We start from the raw sequence: 17,550 nt of genomic DNA, 5'->3' as shown, positions 1-17,550 counted from the left end.
CGACTTCGCTCAGTACAAGTGCTCAATGCCCAATGCCCAATGCCCAAATAATCAATTAGGAGTCATAACAATGCCTGTTGAACAACGCTCTCATGACACTAACAATGGTTCCTTGCCTTATCTGTTCTCACCCGTTTCTGACAATGCCAAGCAACCTGCACCTTTAGTATTGTTTCTGCATGGAGGACGCGATCGCGGGACGGATTTGAATGTGCTACTGAAATGGGGTCTACCTCGTTTCGTGGATTTATCCGACTCGTTACCTTATGTCTTTGCTGCACCCCAGATTCCGGCTGAACAGACTTGGGCAGATCGAGCCGATGATGTGCTTGCTTTGCTTGATGAACTGATCGTTTCTCAGCCTGTCGATCCAGCGCGGGTGATATTGGCTGGGTTCAGCTTAGGCTCGGCGGGTATCTGGCATATCGCTGCTTTACATCCCGATCGCTTCGCAGGTTTAGTACCTGTGTCTGGACGTGTACCGAAAACATTAGCAGAAAGCGAACTAGCTGCACTCAAAAACATTCCTGTTCAGATATTCCAAGGTGGACAGGACAAAAATCTGCCGATTGAGGATACAGAGAATTTTGTTGAGCGCTTACGCAAGGTAGGGGGGAAAGTTGATTTAACTGTGCTACCAGAAGGCGATCATTTTATTGCAGATGAAGTATACGGCGATCCGAAGTTACAACAGTGGCTAATTTCCCAGAATCGTCGTGAAATTTCTGTAGTCGCTTGAGGTGAAATATTCAAAAACTAATTTGCAATATTCTCTGAGGTAGGCAGCGTTCTGCCTGCTTAACATAACAATATATTAATATCTTCTAGAATCATGAACATAATGCTTCTCAAGTCAAAACCGAATTTTTTCGGCAAAATTTAGTTGACTTATGTCATCTCGCAAAGAAATCAGAATTTGTTTTATTGGTGAATCCTTTGTCAATGGCACAGGCGATCCAGAGTTTTTGGGTTGGACAGGTAGAGTGTGCCGCAATGCTGAGTCAAGAGGATACGCTATCACCCATTACAACTTGGGCGTGCGGGCAGAGACAAGTCGGTATCTCAAACAACGTTGGTACTCGGAAGTCTCCTATCGTCTCCCAAAAGAATCCGATGGTCGAGTAGTGTTTTCCTTTGGGGCAAACGATTCAGGATGGGCGGGAAAACAGCAAGGAATCGAACTTTCAGAGTCGATCGCAAATGCTCGCAGTATCTTAAGCCAAGCAAAGCAACTCTATCCGATTTTGATGGTTAGTCCGCCACCCTGTGGTGATAATCAAATTCTTGCCAATCTTTCTGAGGAATTCGCATTGGTTTGTAATGAACTAGATATTCCATATCTTGATGTGTTTTCTCGTTTGGTGAAGTCACCAATCTGGCTAGCAGAAGCAAAAGCTAATGATAGCGCTCACCCAAAAGCAGATGGTTATGCCGAATTTGCGGCGATCGTCCAAAACTGGGAAGGTTGGTTAAATTGGTTCACACCTTAAAAAATGCATTTATTGCACAGCGTTTTAGTTCTGTGTTAGCGTACCCCTCCGGGGATCTTGCTACGCGTAGCGTCTCGTAAAGAAGCGGGGCAAAACGCACGTCGCATTCTATTTAAAAATTTTAAAACTTTCTCAATCAACTTCAATCAACAACATATCTATGACTTTACCAACTACTAATCTCGGTAAAACTGGATTAACTGTTTCGCGTCTTTGTCTCGGTACCATGACCTTTGGTTTACAAACCGACGAAGAAACTTCCAGGCAAATTCTCGACACCGCCGCCGATGGCGGAATCAACTTTTTGGATACAGCCGACGTTTATCCCCTTGGCGGCGGACTTACTACTGCGGGACGCACTGAAGAAATCGTTGGGCGCTGGCTCAAAGGCAAACGCGAACATTTTATTTTAGCTACCAAATGCGTTGGTCGAGTCGGCCCTGCACCTTGGGATCGAGGGGCTTCGCGTAAACATATTTTGGATGCGATCGATGCTTCTCTGCGACGGTTGGGAACCGATTATATCGACCTGTACCAGTTGCACTCCGACGATGCTTCAACTCCCCTTGATGAAACTTTGGAAGCACTGGATGCAGTGGTTCGTGCTGGTAAGGTGCGCTACATTGGGGTTTCCAACTTCTTAGCCTACCGACTCGCCCGTGCTTTGGGTCGTGCTGAGACGCGCAATTTAACCAAGTTCATCTCAATTCAGCCCCGCTACAATTTGTTATTCCGCGAAATTGAGCGAGAACTATTGCCCCTGGCCAAAGAAGAAGGACTGGGTGTAATTTCTTACAATCCTTTGGCGGGTGGTCTACTTACGGGTAAACACGATTTTACTCAAGGCCCCACGTCAGGCACTCGTTTCACGCTAGGTGCTGCCGCAGAACGTTATCAAGAACGCTACTGGCGCGATCGCGAATTTAATACTGTTGAAGAATTACGCACGGTAGCCGATCTCGCCGGATTTTCCCTCACCACCTTAGCAGTGGCTTGGGTTTTATCTAATCCCATTATCACTGCCCCGATCGTTGGCGCTAGCCGTCCAGAACAACTTGCTGACAACCTCAAGGCGGTAGAACTAAAACTTGACGACAATTTGAAACAAAAGTTAGACGACATAACCGCCGAATACCGAAGAGGAGATTCTCTTCGTTAGAAACTAGGGACGCAGCGAATAACAAATGACAAAAAAAGCTAGACAATCCAAATCCTTTCAACGTGCCCCTGATGCACCAGATTTGCCATCAACTCCATTCAGGTTCATTTGCTATTTCGTTAACCAGTTTCGCTGGTGGTATGTGTTAATGGTGATCCTGGAAATCATACACGCAACCTGTGGCATTATGTTGCCTTATGCCATTGGCCAGATCATCCGGGGCGTAACGGGGACGGGACACAGCCAGCCCATTTTTGATGCCATGAAGCAACCCCTGATGCTGTTCATCGGCTTGAGTGTAGGTGAAGTGGTATTCGGGCGATCGGCTGGACTCTTGCAAACGATTCTCCATCCCATCCACCGACAGCACATTGTGCGATCGCTATATGCCTATTTACAACACCATTCGCATCGCTACTTAAGCAGTAGTTTTTCCGGGGCATTGGCACATCGGATTAGCGAAACTTCTCTGGGTGTTACCCAGACGATGCAAATGATGATTACTGAATTTATGCCAGTAATTGTTGTGTATTCCGTCGCTACGACAATACTGTATCGCGCCTATCCCCCGCTAGCTGCACTCGTGGGAATATGGGCAGTTCTCTTCATCAGTATTTCGTTCTGGCTGGCAACTCGCTGCCGATTTTATTCCCGGAAAGCCGCAGCCGCCAGAAGTGAGACAACTGGTATCATCGTAGATACAGTCACAAATCTCACTAGTAGCCGACTATTTGCTCGCTTTGGTTTTGAACGACGTTATTTGAACGAGCAATTAAGGCGCGAACTCAAACACGTGAGAGAGTCCAACTGGTACTCGGAACGCATTCGCTGGTTTCAGTTCATCTCAGCAGCTATTCTCAAAATTAGCACACTGTATTACTCGCTCTCTCTCTGGAATCAAGGAAAGATCGCTGCTGCTGACTTCGTTGTTGCAACCAGCCTCTCGCTATTGATTATCAGTGAAGCCCGGAATTTGAGCCGCCGCTTTCTGGAATTTTTTGAACATGTTGGAAATGTTGCCAATGGTGTTTTAACCATCGTTCAACCCCACGAGTTGATCGATCGCGATCGAGCGATCGCCCACTCAATCACTCAAGGTAAGATTGAGTTTCGGCGGGTGAATTTCAACTACACAGAAGAGAAGAAAGTTTTCAACAACCTTTCTGTAACCATCCAAGCGGGACAGCGTGTCGGATTGGTGGGCTTGTCCGGCTCTGGAAAATCCACCTTTGTCAATCTGATTTTGCGTTTGTTCGACCCACAATCTGGACAGATTATCATTGATGGGGTCGATATTCGAGACATGACTCAGGATGCTTTACACGCTCAGATTAGTTTGATTCCCCAAGATCCGTCTCTGTTCCATCGCACTTTGCTAGAAAATATTCGTTACGGACGTTTGGATGCAACCGATGAGGAAGTCATTGAGGCTTCGCGAAAGGCTCATGCTCACGATTTCATCGTTCAAAGTAAGGATGGTTACAATTCTCTGGTGGGTGAACGTGGCGTTAAGTTGTCTGGGGGGCAAAGACAGCGTATTGTGATTGCGCGGGTAATCCTCAAAGATGCGCCGATTCTAATCTTAGATGAAGCCACCTCTAGCCTCGATTCAATTACCGAAAAAGCAATTCAGGATACCCTCGATTTAGCCATGAATGGCAAAACGGTCATCGTAGTAGCTCATCGATTATCTACCATCGTCCATCTAGATCGGATTTTGGTGTTCGATAAAGGTCGGATTATCGAAGATGGTTCCCACGCCAAACTGCTGGCACTCGGCGGCGCTTATTACAGATTATGGAAAATGCAAGCAGGTGGATTTCTACCGGAAAATCTTGATGAGGTTCGCAGTGGCACAGATAACATCGAAAAGGGAATGATCGCTTGACATTTGCCGCTACTTGGGGCTTATTTGCAAATTCAATTCAAGAATTGTCCGAGAAAGAGTTCACAAAACTAAAGTAATGTAATTGAAGTAGTGGCGTGTCAAGACTAAATTTGTGCATTAGCAAACTCTTGTGGGATGGGCTTCTAGCCCGTCCTAATTTGCGGGCAAGATGCCCGCCCCACAAGAAAATTTATTGCAACATTTTAGCCTTGCCGCGCCACTACGTATATTTCAAAAATTAAATATGAGTTTTATATCATAAGTGCTGCATCGATCGCGAATATTGTTATTCTCTACATCTTCACAATCGGCTTGAATGTCTATTGTAAGTCTACCGATGCAGGTAACGGGGGAACTTTACCACCAGGGAAATAAAAGACAGATGCGATCGCTTCCTTAAGAGGAGCAACGTGAAAAAGTGAGATTATCGTGAAACGAGCAGGGAAGTAAAGGGAAATTTTGAGTAATTTTTACGACTGGTATAGGCGTCAATACACTTATTTATTTCCTCTCCCTATCTCAAAACCCCAAAACGCGATCGCATTTATAATTGAGTTACTGTCTTAGTTATAGCCTCAGTTGAGAATAAGAAAGACAAATTATAAACATATATTTGCAATAAAAGAGGTCTAAAAATGAAAAGTGAACAGGAACGCGAACAATTAATTAAAGAGATTAACATTCTGTTAAATCAAGCTTATGATAGTACTTTAGATGAGATTTACGCCCTACTTCAAACAATCGAAGAAGAAGAGGAAGAAGATTTAAAAGCCTACGACAAAGCGAAAAAAGAAGCTAGTGTTGAGAACTCATTGTCATGGGAAGAAGCTAAAAAAGAACTAAAGACAGGAATCAAAAAGGAAGTTGCGTAAGTTATAAGGTTGAAATATTGAGGGGTGCATTGAAGCAACTTAAAAAAATACCGTCAGAACTTCAAGAACGTATACAAATTAAAATTGACGATTTAGCTACAGAACCACGTCCGAATGGAGTCAAAAAGCTAAAAGTGAAAGAAAATGCTTACAGAATTTGAGTCGGTGAATATCGCGTTATCTATGATATTTTCGACGATCTTCTAGCGGTGAATGTTGTGGAAGTCGGACATCGTAAAAATATTTATAAAGATGAAAGTTGAGAAGCAAGAAAAACTTAGAGCGATCGCACCTCCACAAAGCTAAACGCGATTCCTACTGTCAGCTTTACAAAGTATACATTTCCCCAACTCGTGAGTTGAGCCTACAATATAGAAAAGCAAGTTATCTGTAATCTCTATGGAAAAGCTCAATATTAAAGAAGAAGCTCGAAAGCTAATTGATAAATTACCTGCTAACTCAACATGGGATGACCTCATGTATGAGATTTATGTTAGGCAAGTTGTGGAAGCTGGACTTGCTGAGAGTCAAGCTGGTAAAGTAATTTCCGTACAGGAAGTTAGGGCAAAATTTGGACTACCAGAGTGAAAGTTTTTTGGACAGAAACAGCCGTAGAAAACCTATCGGCAATTTATACTTACATTGCCCAGAATTCACTCCGGTACGCAACCAGGATTATTGACCGTATAACCAAACGTTCCCAGCAGCTTGCGAATTTCCCTCTATCTGGTCGAATTGTACCAGAGTTTGAAACCGAGCAAATTCGGGAAGTCATTGAAGGTTCATATCGAATTATCTATTACAACAAGCCCGAACAAATTGATGTACTTGCTGTTATACATGGGGCACAGGAAATTACACCAAGTATAGAATGAATAGCGATCGCTCTCCCCAACCAATCAAGCAACCGCGATCGCCCTTTCCCAAAAAACCCAAATGCGTAGACGCAACGCGGCTTATCGTTAAACTTTGCACATCGCCCCCCCTACTCCGGTAAAGCCTCTAAATTCTCTCGCGTTACCGTAGCCATATATTCATCCTGATACTCAATATATATCTCCAACGCTGTCTGCAAATTAGCCCTAGCCTCTGCATAGTTTTCCTCTGCTTGTGCAAGCGTTCCTAAACCATGAAGCGTGAGAGCTTGCGAATATCGATTGCCAAATTCGATATCTATTTCCAGGGCTTGTTGATAATAATCCCGTGCCTGGTCGTATTGGCGCAAATCTTGGGCAACCATTCCCAAATTGTGGTAAGTGTTAGCACAGTTATAGCGATCGCCAAATTCGATTTTGATTTCCAGGGCTTGTTGATAATAATCCCGTGCCTGGTCGTATTGGCGCAAATCTTGGGCAACCATTCCCAAATTGTGGTAAGTGTTAGCACAGTTATAGCGATCGCCAAATTCGATTTTGATTTCCAGGGCTTGTTGATAATAATCCCGTGCCTGGTCGTATTGGCGCAACTCTTGGGCAACCATTCCCAAGTAGTGGTAAGTGCTAGCACTCCAATAGCGATCGCCAAATTCAATATATATTTCCAGGGCTTGTTGATAATAATCCCGTGCCTGGTCGTATTGGCGCAACTCTTGGGCAACCATTCCCAAGTGGTGGTAAGTCCTAGCACAGTTATAGCGATCGCCAAATTCGATTTTGATTTCCAGGGCTTGTTGATAATAATCCCGTGCCTGGTCGTATTGGCGCAACTCTTGGGCAACAATTCCCAAGTGGTGGTAAGTGCTAGCACTCCAATAGCGATCGCCAAATTCGATTTTGATTTCCAGGGCTTGTTGATAATAATCCCGTGCCTGGTCGTATTGTCGCAACTCTTGGGCAACGATTCCCAAGTTGTGGTAAGTGGTAGCACTCCAATAGCGATCGCCAAATTCGATTGTGATTTCCAGGGCTTGTTGATAATAATCCCTTGCCTGGTCGTATTGGCGCAACTGTTGGGCAACCATTCCCAAGTGGTGGTAAGTGCTAGCACTCCAATAGCGATCGCCAAATTCGATTTTGATTTCCAGGGCTTGTTGATAATAATCCCGTGCCTGGTCGTATTGGCGCAACTCTTGGGCAACATATCCCAAATTGTGGTAAGTGCTAGCACTCGAATAGCGATCGCCAAATTCGATTGTGATTTCCAGGGCTTGTTGATAATAATCCCGTGCCTGGTCGTATTGTCGCATATTCAGAGAGACATTACCTAAATCAAACAAAGAATTGGCGACAGCAGCACGATTTTTCTGCTTTTTGGCAATATCTAAAGCTTGTTGATGATAGCTGTTTGCACTTTCAAACTGTCGTTGCTGCTGATAGCTTTTACCTAACTGATTGATAACTTCGATTTCTAAGGAATAATCAGGAAATTGCTGGGCAATTTTCCCAGCTTTTTCTAAATATTCTCTAGCTTTGATTGGTTTGTGCTGGCTTAAATATGCTTTGCCCAATTCATTTAAAATATTACAGCAATTGCGGAGATGTTCTGGGCGGGGTATTTCTCCAGTTGGGTTATATTCCATCAACAAGCCATGTAATAAATCGATACGTTCTTGTTGTTCTGGTGTTGGTAAGCGTTCTATATTTGTGTCTGCATTCAGAGTATTGGCAATTGCCTTATCTCTAGTCAATTCTGTGGTTTTAAAGCGAAATAAACCTGATTTCCAAGCCCAAAAATCGGGTGCAAATTTTGCTAACCGCGAAATCGCATAATCTGGCAAGATAAATAAAAGCGGATGAGGTACGGTTTGACGATAAGAATCGCGGACGAAGTTTAAATCCTGTAAAACTGGTGGATAATCTCCAAAAACACCAATCGATTTTTCTAAATTCCGAATTAATAAAACAAGTTTTTTATTTGTTTCTTTAGTAATTTTGGCTAATTGCTGTAACAACTCATCCCGCAGAAATCGCAAATTCTGATCGGGAAAATCTAAAACCACAAATTGGATTTCTTCACATTGAGGATTTTGTTGCAATCCAGCAATTAATAGGTCTATATCGGGTGTAAAGTTAATTTCAATAAAACCTAATGTAAAATTTTCTGCAAAATCGACAAATGTCACTAATTCAGCAAATTCATCTTGATTATAGGCAATAAATTTACCTATTTCGGCTTGAAGTTCACTGTTTTTGTGCTGATTGGAGAGCTTCTTGGAAGAACTCATTTCGCTTCACCACCGGATTTGGATAATTCCATCGTTTATCGCCGTTATATTCCAACACGGAAGTATTAAATAACATTAATTGTCCAATTTCATCTTTACTGACATTTTTAGTTAAACAAACCTGAGCCAAATGAGGGTAATGTTCTTCAGGAATAAACCGCTCAAAACTAAATTGTTGCTGTTTAACTGCATACTCTATATCTTCGGATATAATTTTTTCGTGTTTTTTGGTACTCGCTGTTTGACATGCAGAGCGCATCATTTGCATTAACTGACGCACATGACCACCACTTGCTTTTGCTAGTTCTAATAATTGATTACGGCTATTAAAAATTGCATCAATATCAACCCGCTTTTCAATTACACTTGCCATCGCATCTAAGCCCGTCTGATTGTAATCTAGATCGCATTTATGCCGTTCAAATTCATAGATATTAATCATCGGCACAATATGAGGATTACCATCAAATTGATTCAGGGGATTTTTTGGCGAACAAAGAATTGAAATTGGTACTGTATAAATAATTGTACAATTTAATTCTTGCATCTGAGCCGCATAATCAAAGAACAAATGTTCTGCTACGACAGGAGGAACCCGATCTAAATTATCGAAGATAATTAATAATCCTTTACATTCAGGAAATTTTTGCCGCAATTTTGCGTAAGCGTCGCTTAATAATAGATTAGTATCAGATTTGAGGCGAGATAAATCTTTTTCTAGAGTTTGCCGAATAGTTGTCTTTTGCTTGTCCGAGCCTTTAATTTGTGCCAGCAATTTGACCATTAGTTTGGCGAGAAATGGTGCAGTCGGGCTGAGAGTGGCTTCTGCCTCGACGTTGACTGATTTTTCTACACTTTGCTCGTTTTCTTGAGTAATGTCTTTAAACCATGATTCAAAACTTTTTAATAAAGCTTGATTAAAAGTCAAACCTAATTTTCGTAATTCAAATTCAACTTGTTTAATTACAATCAAATATAAATCTGTATACCGGGTATCATTAATATCTGTCTCTTCATTTGCTTCCAAATAAATTACCCGATAATTGTTTTCCCAAAGACTCTGAATTTTTTTTAACTCCGTACTTTTACCACAACCGCGATGTCCGGTAAATAAAATTGTTGTAAAATCACCTGCTTCTTGAAAATCCAAAATTGTACTGACATTATCAATAGCCGAAGTTTTCCGCACCAGCGACAGATCGACATAATACCGTTCCATTTCTGCTGGTTCAAGCGGCTCAACATTACAAGCCAAAAAAGCCGCTTTAAGAGTATTTGCACGCTGAAAACTTGAGTGAGGCATTCCTTTGAGCAGATAACAATCACCAACTTTTAAATTTTAAGCGATCGCCCATCAAATTTAGCAAATATAGCTATAGCACTCATAAAACTCCGCGCGCAAGTTCGGAATTTAGTTATGATTCCTAGAGTTATTGCACCCCAAACAGCCAAAGCTATGCTTTGTCTCCCCTTTCCTTGGTATCAACACTCGTAACTCGCTTAACCTTCAACAATAGTTGCCAAAATTGAAACGTTTGCAACAATTACTTGTTCATGTATAAGAAAGGTTTAAGTATTTCCAAGAAAGGTATAAGCAATTGCTGCAAAGGCTTCATACTTTGCAACAATTACTTGTTCATGTATAAGAAAGGTTTAAGTATTTCCAAGAAAGGTATAAGCAATTGCTGCAAAGGTTTCATGCTTTGCAACAATTACTTGTTCATGTATAAGAAAGGTTTAAATCATTGCAGCAATCGTTGTAACTAACTTATGAGTCGCTCTATAGTGCGTCACTTCGGCTCCTTTCGACTTCGCGGTAGTTGAGCGCAGTCGAAACTCAAGGCAAGTCGCTCAGTGACCATCGTAGACATCGCAAACCGTCTCCATGAGGATAGCTTGGCGCGGACAGCATCAATTCTCGCTAATAACTGCTGTAAGTCAACCTGGTAGAGAAACAGAAAGTGCGATCGCAATTAGCTGAGAAAGATTACACTTCTTGGCATTTGTAGGGAAAAGGGTAAGGGGGAAAGGGAAAAGGAATAAAAAAACCTTTCCCCTTTGACATGAACCCCTTTGACCGCAAGAGTGCAAAAGTTACTTTTGCAAGAGGTCTATTGAATTTACGTTAACAGTGTTGTTGTTTTTTGAACAGTGACAACAGCAAACACACCAGTCCCATTACTAACAATGGCACTGAAGAAGTAGATTCTGGGACAGGTTGAGGGTTTTGCACAGGCTGATAATTGATAAAATTTCCTTGAATTGGGCTGAGTGATGCCAAAAGTTGCTCAATATCGCTAGATATATTAGTGTCATTACCAACACTTTTAGAAGAGATGAGGCGGTTAAAGGTTTGGCTACTCGATTTATCAAAATCTCCTGTGAACCCAAGAAAATTTTTACCTATTTTACCTATAAGAGAGTCAATTAGATTGTTAACATCAGTTTTGATTCCTAGTGGGGATAACTTTAAACTGCTGAGATTATTGACGTTTCCAATCGTTGTATTGTCAGTCTTTGTTAACCAATTGCCATTACCAATAATTTCATTTCCATTGGTAAAAACCCAGTTACCATTACCAATAATTGTATTATCTTTACCGAAGTCCCAATTACCGTTTCCAATGGTTGCGTTGTCACTGCCAAAGTGCCAATTACCATTACCTAATGTTGAATTATTACTTCCATCGTCCCAATACCAATTGCCGTTACCAAGGGTTGTGTTATTCTTTCCAAATAGCCAGTTGCCATTACCGATGGTTGTGTTGTCATTATTAAAGTTCCAGTTACCATTACCAATGGTTGCGCTGTTACTGCCAGAATCCGAGTTAAAATTACCAATAGTTGCGTTATTACTGCCAGAGTCCTTATTACCTTTGCCAACCGGTGCGTTGCTCTGATTAAAGGTTTGGCTACCTGAATTAGATGTATTCCCAGTGTTACTAAAGGGTATATTGTTACCAAGGACTTCTTTCAACGGATCGAAAGGTGATTGTTGAAGCAAGCTTCCAGCACTTGCGATCGCATTACCACCACCTGCAAATGGGTTACTACCGCCTGCAAATGGATTACCACCGCCTGCAAATGGGTTAGTAGCCCCACTTGGAATCGCATTACCGTTACCTGCAAATGGATTAGTAGCTCCACTTGGAATCGCATTACCGTTACCTGCAAATGGGTTAGTAGCCCCACTTGGAATCGGATAACCACTGTTTGCAAAAGGATTACTACCTCCTGCCAATGTGTTGTCAATACCTTTGAAAAAGTTATCACCTAGAACTAACTTTAATCGCTCAAAGATTAATTTTTGAAGCCCACTACCAGCATCGCCTGCAAATGGGTTAATACCGCCACCTGGAATAGGATTGTTACCGTTACCTAATAACAGATTGCTACCACCCGTCAACAGGCTGCCTTTAGCAGCAGACAAACTGTCATTGGCAGCAAAGGAATTACCGTTATATAGGTTGCTAGCGCCACCTGCACTTAATGGATTAAATCCACCATTTATGGGATTGACAGCAGACGCTTCCATTGGCACTAATTCTCCTATTTTTAGTTAAAAAATTATGGGGTCTTCAGTACTTCTTATACCAATTATGAATTTGCTAAACCCAAAATATCTCTACAAAAAAGGCTTTAATAATCTTACCGTCAAACTAACAGAAGATATTGCCTAAACCTTTGCCTGAGAAGAGTTTCGGGCGTAAAATAGCAAACTAGTACAATAAGGCAGAAGGCACATCAGAGATAATACACGCTTTTCCGGTTTATCGAATAATATGTTTATTTGCGCCAAGCTGTACTAGCATACTATGTACTGAAGAACTCATCATTGTTCACTTCTATTTATCTGCTGATTTTCGCAAATATTGTATTAAGCGAAGGGGTTTTGTCCACCAGTTGGAAATGGCGAGGTTTGTCCACCAGTTGGAAATGGCGAAGTTTGTCCATCAGTAGGGAATGGCGAAGTTTGTCCACCAGTAGGAAATGGCGAGGTTTGTCCACCAGTAGGAAATGGCGAGGTTTGTCCACCGGTTGGAAATGGCGAGGTTTGTCCACTACCCACTTCCTTGTCAAGCTTTGAGTTAACTAGCTTGTCAATAGTGGCCCTCAAAGTGAACCCGTCCGGTATTTCAGTTGTGCTAATGCCATAAGTCTGGCTGTTACTACCAGTCAAAGAGTCGTAGCCACTACCTTGGTTTCCGCCACCTGTGGATGGGCTGCCACCACCTGTGGATGGAATACCGCCACCTGTGGATGGAATACCGCCACCTGTGGATGGGATACCGCCACCTGTGGATGGAATACCGCCACCTGTGGATGGAATACCGCCACCTGTGGATGGGATACCGCCACCTGTGGATGGAATACCGCCACCTGTGGATGGAATACCGCCACCTGTGGATGGGATACCGCCGCCTGTGGATGGGATACCGCCGCCTGTGGATGGAATACCGCCACCTGTGGATGGAATACCGCCACCTGTGGATGGGATACCGCCGCCTGTGGATGGAATACCGCCACCTGTGGATGGAATACCGCCACCTGTGGATGGGATACCGCCACCTGTGGATGGGATACCGCCGCCTTTGGATGGGTTGACACCGCCTGCAAAGATATTCCAGAAGTTGTCGCCAGCGAAAGGATTACCACCATAGGCTAAATCAGGCTGACTGCCACCCGCACCACCAGCAGCACCGCCACCAAATGGGTTACTGCCACTTTCTCCATTACCAACACCACTGAATAGATTTTTGACGCCTTCCTTACCGACAACTTCTTCCAAGCGACCGAAGGGTGATTGGCTAATCGAATTGTTCCCATTAGTAGAGGAGTTACTGCTACCACTATTACTTGAATTTTCTGCCATTAGATTAATCCTCATTATTGGATAAAAATTTTGCTAGCATCACAACATAAAATAGACTTAAATTTTGTCTATTGCATGGTTATTTTGTTGTCTTGATTGTTAGCAAAAATAGTTACTAGCTATGAAATTACTTGATTATCTTTGTTAAGTGGGGATAATCAGTTTTGAATTAATGCTACCTATTGACAATTACAATTTATCTGATTTAACTTGGAAGCACAATGAAAAATATTTTGATATTTTTATCAAAATCGTAGATATTTTTAGACAATAATTAAAAAGATTAACTGATAGATATGTTTGTAAGTAGGTGGAGATAAACAGACTTAAAATAAAATAAAATCTTTGCGATCGCTTCTCTAGGAGAGGCTGCACGAACGTTTAACTCGCAATAACGTAGTTATGAATTTTCCCGCCTACTTACCTATAACAAAAATTAAACTTGGTTAAACATTATATTGCAATGAACAATCTTTTGATAAATTTACCAAATTTTTAGATATTTAATTAATATCAAGTCCGGCTAATTAGTTATGATTCCCGAATCTATGCAAAAATCCAAAAACCCTTCCCCTCTGCCCCCCTGCCCCTCTGCTACCTTAATGATAAGTCTTTAACCGGACACGATATAATTTGCGTTTAACCGGGCTTCTATTACTTTTAGCCGATGTAATACCCAATTTATCGGGGAATTGAGGGGGATATAAAACGTTTTGTTACCGTCCAAATAACTTTGAAAACATTCTCTTAGCACCACTACAAAGTGTAGCGAAAAAAAGTTCAGTACAGGAGTTACTTTAGATAAATCAGCAAATTCAATCCCGGAATTGTGCGGGAAAGTGTCCACAAAACTAGCGTGATGTAAATTACACCCAAACTCCATTGATACCAAGCAAGTGCAGAGATGATGCCAGGTAGGTGTTCGTCTCGCAGGCGAATGTCGTTAAATCCTAATTTAACTAGGTTGTTAAGACTAAAATCATAATAGTTGAGCCAGTTCCAACGGCGATCGCCCAACAAAGGCATATATCGTTCCCGAAATGTCTGATTCCTTGGTATGACTGGCAAACGTCCAATCAACAATCGTAACTGGCGAAATGTGCCGTCTTCTGTGAAGTAAGAAACGTCCATTAAGTCATGATAACGACCTTGTTGGTAAAGTCGGATTAATAAAGCCATTGGGACGGGGACAAGAATTATCAAAAGACATCCCAATGTCAGCCAAGGTTGTTCGGCATTACGAAAGATTGCTAGTAAGCTGAAGAATTCTAAAACGCTAAAACTGACTAATATTGAAATGGTTTCGTAAGATGTGGGAATAATTGGTACGGGATGCAGCCGACGGTAGCGATCCACTAGCCAAAATAGTAAGCCGAAATAAGCGATCGCTAATCCTCCCACGCCAAAAACTAACCAAAAATTTGTCCCATAGCCACTCAACAATAACAATACACTCAACGCCAACCAACTCCAAGCTTGCAGCAACCATCCAACTATAGAAAGGGTTTCGCCAACAATTAAGCGATCGCTTAGTTGAGTATATTTTTCTAAATCGATGTCTGCAATGGTGAGTAACTCATTACTGTTGCGAAAGGATTTTACCAGACGACGCTGGGCGATCGCTTGGGCTTGAGTTGCAGAAAAACCCAGGTTAATCAAAGTTGCAACAGTTGCACTATTAATATTTGTAGCCGTCAAACGATGCCCAAACTCGATTAATCGCAATCGTTGTTTTGTGTATTCCAGTTCATTAGCATCGCCTACTTGCTGTTGCTGACGGAAATTTTGCCCCAAATTCCGCAAGACGTTTTGATTACCTTGCAATGTTGGGATGCAGAACATCTTACCAATCTCACCGGGATTACCTAAAATTTTCGCTTGGTTAGAGTTAAAAGTTAAACCAGGTACGCTTAAACAAGCCTCTTTAGCAAACTTGGCATCACTAAAATCTGCAAGGTTCAGAATATTTGCACCTTGCAGATTTATCAATAGGTTAAACTCCGCTTCTCGGAAGCTTACACCTTGCTCAAAAATCGCTTCTGTTAAAAGAAGAAACTGATTAAAACCTGCTTTAGTAAACTGGGCTTGATTGGCAAAATCCACTTCCGAAAAATCAGCATTTCCTTGCCATTGGACGCTACTGAATTTAGCCAACTGTTTAAAAGTTGCTTGGTTAAAGTTGGCAGTCGCCTCAAAGATACTACCTTGAAAATCAGCCAGTTCCCGAAATTTAATTTTTTTAAAGTTAGCTTTTTCAAAAAATATACTGCCCTGAAAATTGCTTGGTTGTTGGAAGTTAGCACTGGTAAAACTAACAGGACGAGCAAATCTCGTTTCAGTCCAGTCAGTAGGTTGGAGAAAAGTTGCACCTTGGGCATCAACAGACTGAAGAAAAAAAGTATTGGAGAACTTCACTTCGCCATTGAAGCGAGTTTGCACCAGTGTTAAGACACCACGAAAGACGGCGATTTCACTGGCTGGGGTTGACTCTGTTCCCAGAAGCGATCGACAATCTTTGGAGTTGGGTAAAGCGATGGCGAGTGACTCTAGACAAACGAAGCGCAAACGTTCTAGTTTTTCTTGTTCGGTAGCGGTGAAAATGGGTGCGTAGACGCCTCGCGGCTTGTCGCCAGACATCGCTTTTGCATATAATGGTGTTCTTAAACCCAAATCGCTGCCGACAAAATCTCCCAGAATCAAAGCATAGCTGAGGTCTAAACCCAGAGGTTTTGTACCGAGTTCTTTTCGCAGCAGTTGGTAAAAAGTATCACGGAAGCTGGCGTTTTCTGGGCGTAAATCGATCGCCATTTTTTGCAAATCTACGGTTAAATTTCCTTCGCGGAGTATGGGTGTGCGTAGTCGTTCTTGTAATAATTCTAGGGTTAAGGGTGTGCGTTCTGGTTGTGTTTGTGTTGCCGAAACTGGTAGAGGGAAAAGGAGTAAAACGCAAAGGAACGCTAAGGGAAGCGCAGAGGTACGCCAAGAAATTCCTCTGTGTACCTTTGCGTTTAACCTCTGCGTGCCTCTGCGTTTAAAAGATAAATTATGCAAATTGTTCGATCATTCGTCACTAATCAGCAGAACAATTTTACCTGCCACAGACCCGCTTTCAATTAATTGGTGGGCTTTAGCTGCTTCTTTTAAGGGAAATTTGTGACTCACATGGATTTTTAATTTGCCTTCATCGAACCAGGTGGCACATTGTTCGAGAATTTCTGCATGATGGTGGAGACTATCTTGTAATCCTAGCAAGGCTGGTGTCAGCATTAATTCTAAACCGATGCGGAGGTTGCGAGTTCTAGCAGTTTTCCAAACAGTATTGGCATCTGGTTCGAGAATGGTCACAATATCACCATAGACTCGCACTGCGGGGAAGGTTTTGTGAAAGGTTTCGCCGCCGACGGTATCAAAAGCCAAGTCTACGCCTTCGCCGCCAGTCCAATCTAATACCGCTTGCACAAAGTCTGTTTGTTTGTAAAAAATTACATTATCGGCACCAAGTTCTTTGACGAAATTAGCTTTTTCCTCAGAACCTACGGTAGTGGAAACAGTAGCACCTTTGAGTTTCGCCAATTGAATTGCTACATGGCCAACACCACCAGCACCCGCATGAATCAAAACCCGTTCCCCAGGCTCTAATCGTCCCCGTTCATATAAAGCTTCCCAGGCGGTGATTAATACTAAAGGTGCTGCTGCTGCTTCGGCAAAGGAGATAGAGGCGGGTTTACGTGCCACAAACCGTTCATCTACAACGGTGTATTCAGCGTAATTGCCTTGGTGTGCGCCCAAACCCCCATAGCAAAAATATACTTCATCACCTGCGCGAAAATGCTGAACGCCAGCACCCACTGCTTCAACAATACCTGCACCATCACATCCTAAAATTGTCGGCGTGCGATCGGGGTAGAAACTGCCTCGACTCCGAAGTTTAGTGTCAATGGGGTTAATGCCAGCCGCCACCAAACGCACTAAAAGTTCAGTATTCCCGACAGGAACAGCAGGATTTGGCACATCCTGCACTTGTAGAACGTCGGGATTGCCAGCTGCTGTCATCAAGACTGCTTTCACAACTCTTTCCTCCTGGCTTTAGATGCACATTCTTATG

General features: G+C 42.5%; 13 protein-coding genes and 1 pseudogene. 8 read left to right on the top strand and 6 right to left on the bottom strand.

Annotated elements, in window-relative coordinates; genetic code table 11:
- The first annotated feature begins 70 nt into the window (after positions 1-70).
- From ACR5KR_RS27990 to ACR5KR_RS27955, 8 genes and pseudogenes are all read left to right on the top strand, one after another.
- Entirely contained in the window at positions 71-739 is a 669-nt protein-coding gene (locus ACR5KR_RS27990) for a carboxylesterase family protein (RefSeq protein WP_445628498.1), read from the top strand.
- A 151-nt stretch (positions 740-890) separates the two neighbouring features.
- Positions 891-1,490 carry a GDSL-type esterase/lipase family protein gene (locus ACR5KR_RS27985; protein WP_448268760.1) on the top strand — a complete coding sequence of 200 codons (600 nt, stop codon included), beginning with the start codon at positions 891-893 and terminating at the stop codon, positions 1,488-1,490.
- 160 nt (positions 1,491-1,650) lie between these two features.
- A complete protein-coding gene (locus ACR5KR_RS27980) occupies positions 1,651-2,649 on the top strand; it encodes an aldo/keto reductase (RefSeq protein ID WP_448268759.1) in 999 nt (332 codons plus the stop codon).
- 25 nt (positions 2,650-2,674) lie between these two features.
- The gene (locus tag ACR5KR_RS27975) at positions 2,675-4,537 is read left to right on the top strand and encodes an ABC transporter ATP-binding protein (protein ID WP_448268758.1); all 1,863 of its coding nucleotides are present in this window, start codon (positions 2,675-2,677) and stop codon (positions 4,535-4,537) included.
- Positions 4,538-5,172: 635 nt separating this feature from the next.
- Positions 5,173-5,409, top strand: a complete 237-nt coding sequence (locus ACR5KR_RS27970) for a hypothetical protein (RefSeq protein ID WP_448268757.1) — start codon at positions 5,173-5,175, stop codon at positions 5,407-5,409.
- 14 nt (positions 5,410-5,423) lie between these two features.
- Positions 5,424-5,672: pseudogene (locus tag ACR5KR_RS27965) on the top strand (type II toxin-antitoxin system RelE family toxin).
- Positions 5,673-5,808: 136 nt separating this feature from the next.
- Complete coding sequence (locus tag ACR5KR_RS27960) at positions 5,809-5,997, top strand: hypothetical protein (protein WP_094347334.1); 189 nt, start codon at positions 5,809-5,811, stop codon at positions 5,995-5,997.
- Positions 5,994-6,284 (top strand): type II toxin-antitoxin system RelE/ParE family toxin, encoded by a 291-nt coding sequence (locus ACR5KR_RS27955; RefSeq protein ID WP_448268756.1) that lies wholly within the window; start codon positions 5,994-5,996, stop codon positions 6,282-6,284. The genes ACR5KR_RS27960 and ACR5KR_RS27955 overlap by 4 nt, the downstream gene beginning before the upstream one ends.
- 110 nt (positions 6,285-6,394) lie before the next feature.
- On the opposite strand, the gene ACR5KR_RS27950 is transcribed toward ACR5KR_RS27955, so the two are convergent.
- The 6 genes from ACR5KR_RS27950 to ACR5KR_RS27925 all read right to left on the bottom strand — a co-directional run bounded on the left by ACR5KR_RS27950 (position 6,395) and on the right by ACR5KR_RS27925 (position 17,513).
- Entirely contained in the window at positions 6,395-8,572 is a 2,178-nt protein-coding gene (locus ACR5KR_RS27950) for a tetratricopeptide repeat protein (RefSeq protein WP_448268755.1), read from the bottom strand.
- Positions 8,529-9,875: a P-loop NTPase fold protein gene (locus ACR5KR_RS27945; protein WP_448268754.1), complete on the bottom strand. Its 1,347-nt coding sequence runs from the start codon at positions 9,873-9,875 to the stop codon at positions 8,529-8,531. The genes ACR5KR_RS27950 and ACR5KR_RS27945 overlap by 44 nt, the downstream gene beginning before the upstream one ends.
- Positions 9,876-10,697: 822 nt before the next feature.
- Positions 10,698-12,107: a hypothetical protein gene (locus ACR5KR_RS27940; RefSeq protein WP_448268753.1), complete on the bottom strand. Its 1,410-nt coding sequence runs from the start codon at positions 12,105-12,107 to the stop codon at positions 10,698-10,700.
- Between the two features lie 342 nt (positions 12,108-12,449).
- On the bottom strand, positions 12,450-13,445 hold the full coding sequence (locus ACR5KR_RS27935) for a hypothetical protein (protein ID WP_448268752.1): 996 nt from the start codon (positions 13,443-13,445) through the stop codon (positions 12,450-12,452).
- A gap of 792 nt (positions 13,446-14,237) precedes the next feature.
- Entirely contained in the window at positions 14,238-16,496 is a 2,259-nt protein-coding gene (locus tag ACR5KR_RS27930) for a pentapeptide repeat-containing protein (protein WP_448268751.1), read from the bottom strand.
- A gap of 9 nt (positions 16,497-16,505) precedes the next feature.
- A complete protein-coding gene (locus ACR5KR_RS27925; protein WP_448268750.1) occupies positions 16,506-17,513 on the bottom strand; it encodes a zinc-dependent alcohol dehydrogenase family protein in 1,008 nt (335 codons plus the stop codon).
- Positions 17,514-17,550: the final 37 nt, after the last annotated feature.

It is taken from the genome of Nostoc sp. DSM 114159 (assembly GCF_053470285.1).
This window is presented reverse-complemented; position numbering and strand designations above follow the sequence as displayed.